At 61.1% G+C, this 5,244-nt stretch carries 4 protein-coding genes; 3 read left to right on the forward strand and 1 reads right to left on the reverse strand.

Annotated features, from left to right (window positions below; translation table 11 throughout):
* Positions 1 to 144 precede the first annotated feature (144 nt).
* From WB528_RS06800 to WB528_RS06810, 3 genes are all read left to right on the forward strand, one after another.
* Positions 145 to 801, forward strand: coding sequence for an OmpA family protein (locus tag WB528_RS06800; protein ID WP_423887658.1), 657 nt, complete (start codon positions 145 to 147; stop codon positions 799 to 801).
* Between the two features lie 204 nt (positions 802 to 1,005).
* Positions 1,006 to 1,920, forward strand: coding sequence for an efflux RND transporter periplasmic adaptor subunit (locus WB528_RS06805; RefSeq protein WP_423887659.1), 915 nt, complete (start codon positions 1,006 to 1,008; stop codon positions 1,918 to 1,920).
* Positions 1,920 to 5,039, forward strand: coding sequence for an efflux RND transporter permease subunit (locus WB528_RS06810; RefSeq protein ID WP_423887660.1), 3,120 nt, complete (start codon positions 1,920 to 1,922; stop codon positions 5,037 to 5,039). Before WB528_RS06805 ends, WB528_RS06810 begins: the two co-directional genes overlap by 1 nt.
* Before the next feature lie 16 nt (positions 5,040 to 5,055).
* On the opposite strand, the gene WB528_RS06815 is transcribed toward WB528_RS06810, so the two are convergent.
* The coding region (locus tag WB528_RS06815; protein WP_423887661.1) for a helix-turn-helix domain-containing protein at positions 5,056 to 5,244 on the reverse strand (189 nt) is incomplete at its 5' end.

Genomic DNA, 5,244 nt, shown 5'->3' on the forward strand with positions numbered 1-5,244 from the left:
GCGATGGACCCGAATATTGTCAAGGAATTCGCAAGCTACGGGATACGCTGAAACGCCGCTATCAATTTTTACCTCACTCGCTCCGGCATGCGGAGCCATCCTTTACTGAACCTGCGCGAATGCGTCCTTAAAGGAGGACCGGCAATGTCAAGGAATTCGGCAAGGAATGTCTCAATCGCGATCCTGCCGCTCTTCACCGTCGGCACCGCGCTCTCGATTGGCGCCGCCAAACCGGAGGATGTATCCGAAGATCAGATCCTCAGAGCGCTGACGCCGGCGAAGCAGCCTCTTACGCGCAGCCTGTCGATGGGAGCGCCGGCGCAGACCGATCCGGCCGCAACCGAGGCGGAAGGCAAATTCGTGCAGTCGCTGCGTAACCGGTCGACGCGATCGCTGTCGACAGGCGAGCTCGAGCAGATCGCCACTATCGTCAAGGACAAGCCGAAGATCGATCTCGATATCAACTTTGACTACAACTCGGACCGTATCAGCGCCCGGTCGCTGCCCTCGGTGCAGGCCTTGGGACGGGCGCTTGCCAATCCGGAACTGAAGGGATCGACTTTCATCGTCGCAGGCCATACCGATGCGGCCGGCAGCGATACCTACAACCAGAACCTTTCCGAACGGCGCGCCGATTCGATCAAGCGTTACCTGGTCGAGAAATCCGGCATCCCCGCCGCCGATCTCGTCACCGTCGGCTATGGCAAGACCAAGCTGAAAGATCCCGCTAACCCGCTCTCGGAGGTCAATCGCCGCGTGCAGGTCGTCAACACCGAAAACAAGGCAACCGCCTCGAAGTGATCAGACGCTAGCTTGGCGGTTCAGAAGTCCGCATCATTTGTGCCGCCAGTTCGTCATGCGGCCTTCTGAACCAAAGCCATACTAGAATAATATGCATGCTAGTATCCCTTCGATTCCGACGTTCGAAACGTGGCCCCGTAAATTGCTACGAACTTCGGAATCGGGATACTAGCCCGCCCCGACAATGGAGCGCCGAGCCTGACAATGAACCGTTCCGGATACGTCAAGCCTGCGCTTGCGGTTGTGGTTTTCATTCTTCTGGGGACCGGCTGGTACTGGTTCGAGCACCGTTCGCACCCCAAAGAAAAGGAAACGACGAGCAATGCCCTCGTCGTCGTCGCCAAATCCACCAATGCCTGTTTCTCTGATCTGGTGCGGGTGACCGGATTTGCGGTGCCGCGCCGCGAAGCGGTGGTCTCTGCCGATCTGGAAGGTTCGAAAGTCGCCGACGTGCTCGTCCGCGAAGGCGAACTCGTCGCCGACAACCAGGAATTGGCGCGGCTCATCCCGCCGCCGGCTGCGAATAATTCAACGCGCTCACCAATATTGCTGCGCGCCCCAGCCGCAGGCCTCGTCACCCAGGTCAACACCATTGTGGGAGCGCCCGCCTCGCCGCAGGCCGGACCAATGTTCCGCATTGCCGTCAACAACGAGATTGACATCGACGCCGAAGTGCCCGCGGTCCACATGATGAAGCTGAGCCCGGGCGCCACCGCGCGGATCAGCCGCGATAACGGCCCGGATATCGTCGGACGCGTGCGGCTCGTATTGCCGCAGATCGATCGCAACACCCAGCTTGGTCATGTCCGGATCACGCTGAGCGGCAATCCCGCGATCAAGATCGGCATGTTCACCCAGGCCAGCATCGACGCCAAGCGCAGTTGCGGCGTTGCCGTCCCACGCACCGCCATTGACCACCTCACGGTTCAGGTGGTCAAAGGCAATATTGTCGAGACGCGGAAGGTCCGGGTCGGACTCGTCTCCGATACCTCGACGGAAATCCTGGAAGGTCTCGACGTCGGCGAAATCGTCGTCGCCGACGCCGGATCTTCGCTGCATGACGGCGACCAGATCAAGACGGTATTCGCTGACGAACTCGATCGGACACGGGTACGCTGATGGCACTCAACATTTCAGCATGGTCGATCCGCCATCCGCTTCCATCCGTCGTTTTTTCAATCATCCTGCTGGTGCTGGGCTGGGTCAGCTTCACCAAGCTGGCGGTAACGCGGCTGCCGAGCGCCGATATTCCAGTAATTTCGGTAGCGGTCTCACAGTTCGGAGCGGCACCCGCCGAACTTGAATCGCAGGTCACCAAGACCATCGAAGACGGCGTATCGGGCGTCGAAGGCGTGCGGCACATCTCATCTTCGATCACGGACGGCCTGTCAGTGACAACGATCCAGTTCGCACTGGAAACCAATACCGACCGCGCGTTGAACGACGTCAAGGACGCGGTCACGCGCGTGCGCGCCAATCTTCCGCAAAACGTCAACGAGCCCTTGATCCAGCGCGTCGACGTCATCGGGCTGCCGATCGTCACCTATGCGGCGATCTCGCCTGGCAAGACGCCGGAGCAACTGTCCTATTTCGTGGACGACGTGGTCAAACGCGCGCTGCAGGGCGTACGCAACGTCGCCCAGGTCGAACGTATCGGCGGCGTCGAGCGCGAGATTCTCGTTTCGCTTGATCCCGATCGCCTGCAAGCTGCCGGGTTGACCGCCGTCGATGTCTCTCATCGCTTGCGGGGCACCAATGTCGATCTCGCCGGCGGGCGGGCCGAAATCGGCAAGAACGACCAGGCCATACGGACGCTCGCCGGCGCCAAGACGCTTAACGAGCTCGCCGGAACCATGATCAGCCTTCCGGGCGGCGGTGAAGTCCGGCTCGACGATCTCGGCACCGTCACCGACACCATCGCGGATCGCCGGACATTTGCGCGCTTCAATGGCGAACCTGTCGTGGCGCTCGGCATCAAGCGTTCCAAAGGCGCCAGCGACGTGGTGGTCGCAGCCGCCGTGCAGAGACGTATCGATGCGCTCAAAATCGCGCACCCAGAAGTCGACCTCAAGCTGATCGATACGTCGGTCGAATTCACCAAGGGAAACTACGAGGCGGCGATCTCGACACTGTTCGAGGGCGCCATTCTCGCTGTGATCATCGTGCTTTTATTCTTGCGCGACATCCGCGCCACCGTCATCGCCGCGATCTCGTTGCCGCTGTCGATCTTCCCGGCGTTCTGGGCGATGGACATTCTCGGCTTTTCACTCAACCTCGTCAGCTTCCTCGCCATCACACTGTCGACCGGCATTCTCGTTGATGACGCCATCGTCGAGATCGAGAACATCGTGCGCCATATGCGGATGGGCAAATCGCCCTACCGCGCGGCGCTTGAGGCCGCCGACGAGATCGGCCTTGCCGTTATTGCGATTTCGCTGACGATCATCGCGATTTTCGCGCCTGCGAGCTTCATGTCGGGAATCGCCGGGCAATTTTTCAAGCAATTCGGCATTACCGTTTCAGTGCAGGTGTTCTTTTCGCTCCTCGCCGCACGTTTCGTCACGCCGGTGCTTGCCGCCTACTTCCTCAAGGATCATGCGCATGATGATCCGCTGCCCGGCCGTGTGCTTCAGACTTACACCAAACTCGTGACCTGGTCGGTCAAGCATTATCTGATCACGGTCTTGATCGGCTTCGGCATTTTCGCCGCGTCGATCTGGAGCATCACGTTGTTGCCGCAAGGCTTCCTGCCCGCGCAGGACACCGCGCGCTCGTTGCTCGCGATGGAGCTGCCGCCGGGCTCGCAGCTTGGTTACACCGAGAAGGTCACCGAGCAAATCGTCGCGCGCCTGCGCAAACGCCCGGAGGTGAGAAGTGTGTTCGTTGACGGCGGCCGGGTGCCGCCCGGAACGTTCGAGGTCCGCCGCGCGGCGCTGATCATCAACTACACGCCGAAGACCGCGCGCAAGATCACCCAGCGCGAGCTTGAGCTTTCGATCGGCAAGGAACTGCAAAACGTCCCCGATATCAGGTTCTGGTTCCTCGACGAAAACGGGCTGCGCGCGATATCGCTTGTTGTTACCGGCGCCGACAGCAACATCGTCAACAACGTCGCCAGCGAACTCGGCAACCAGATGAAGCGGATTCCGCTGATCGCCAACGCGATCTCGGAAACCTCGCTCGACCGGCCAGAGCTTCGCATCCAGCCGCGGGCGGATCTTGCCGCCCGGCTCGGGGTTTCCACCGAAAGCCTGTCGGAGACAATTCGCGTCGCGACCATCGGCGACGTCGGCCCGGCATTGGCCAAGTTCGATACCGGTGACCGCCAGGTGCCGATCCGGGTGCAGCTCGAGGACAATGCGCGGGGCGACTTTCAGACGCTCGAACAGTTACGGGTGCCACTCGGCGGCGGGCGCGGCGGCGTGCCGCTTTCGGTGGTCGCCGACATCAAGCTCGACCAGGGGCCGACCAGCATCAACCGTTACGATCGCGAGCGGCAGGCAACCGTCGCCGCCGATCTCGTCGGCACGGCAGCGCTTGGGGACGCGACCAAGAAGATTAACGAACTGCCCGTCATGAAGAGCCTGCCCAAGGGCGTAAAGGTCAATCCTTCCGGCGACGCTGAAAGTCTCAACGAATTGTCGGCCGGTTTTGCCACCGCCATCACCGCAGGCCTGATGATGGTCTACGCCGTGCTGGTGTTGCTGTTCGGCACCTTCCTGCAACCCATCACCATTCTGTTTTCGCTGCCGCTGTCGATCGGCGGCGCGATCGCGGCCCTGCTCGTGACCGGCAAGCAGCTCACGACGCCTGTGTGGATCGGAATCCTGATGTTGATGGGTATTGTCACCAAGAACGCGATCATGCTGGTCGAATTTGCGGTGGGATCGATGCGCGATGGCAAGACGCGCGAAGACGCGATCATCGATGCCGGCATGAAACGCGCCCGCCCGATCGTGATGACGACGATCGCGATGGCCGCCGGCATGATGCCGTCCGCGCTGGCCTTCGGCGCCGGTGGCGAATTCCGCTCGCCGATGGCGCTGGCGGTGATCGGCGGCCTGCTATTCTCTACTATTCTGTCGCTGGTGTTCGTGCCGGCGATGTTCATGCTGATGGACGACGTCGGCAACCTGATCTGGCGCTTCAGCAAGCAACTGATCACCGCAAACAAGGCCGACGACGAACCCGCAAAGCACAAGCCGCCCAGTATCCTGCATTCGCCGGCGGCCGAGTGAACAGGGAAACTGTCAGCTACTCGTTCCGCGCCACCGCCGTCAGTTTTTTCATGTTCTGCAGCAGGATGCGCCCGCGCTGCAGGTCCAGAATGCCGTCCTTGCGCCAGAGCTGTAGCTGACGGTTGACGCTCTCGCGGGCAGCGCCGACGAAGACGCCGAGCTGCTCCTGCGAAATATGCACTTCGGACCCAAAATCGGAAGCCAG

It is taken from the genome of Bradyrhizobium sp. (assembly GCF_049586575.1).
Lineage (GTDB): Bacteria > Pseudomonadota > Alphaproteobacteria > Rhizobiales > Xanthobacteraceae > Bradyrhizobium.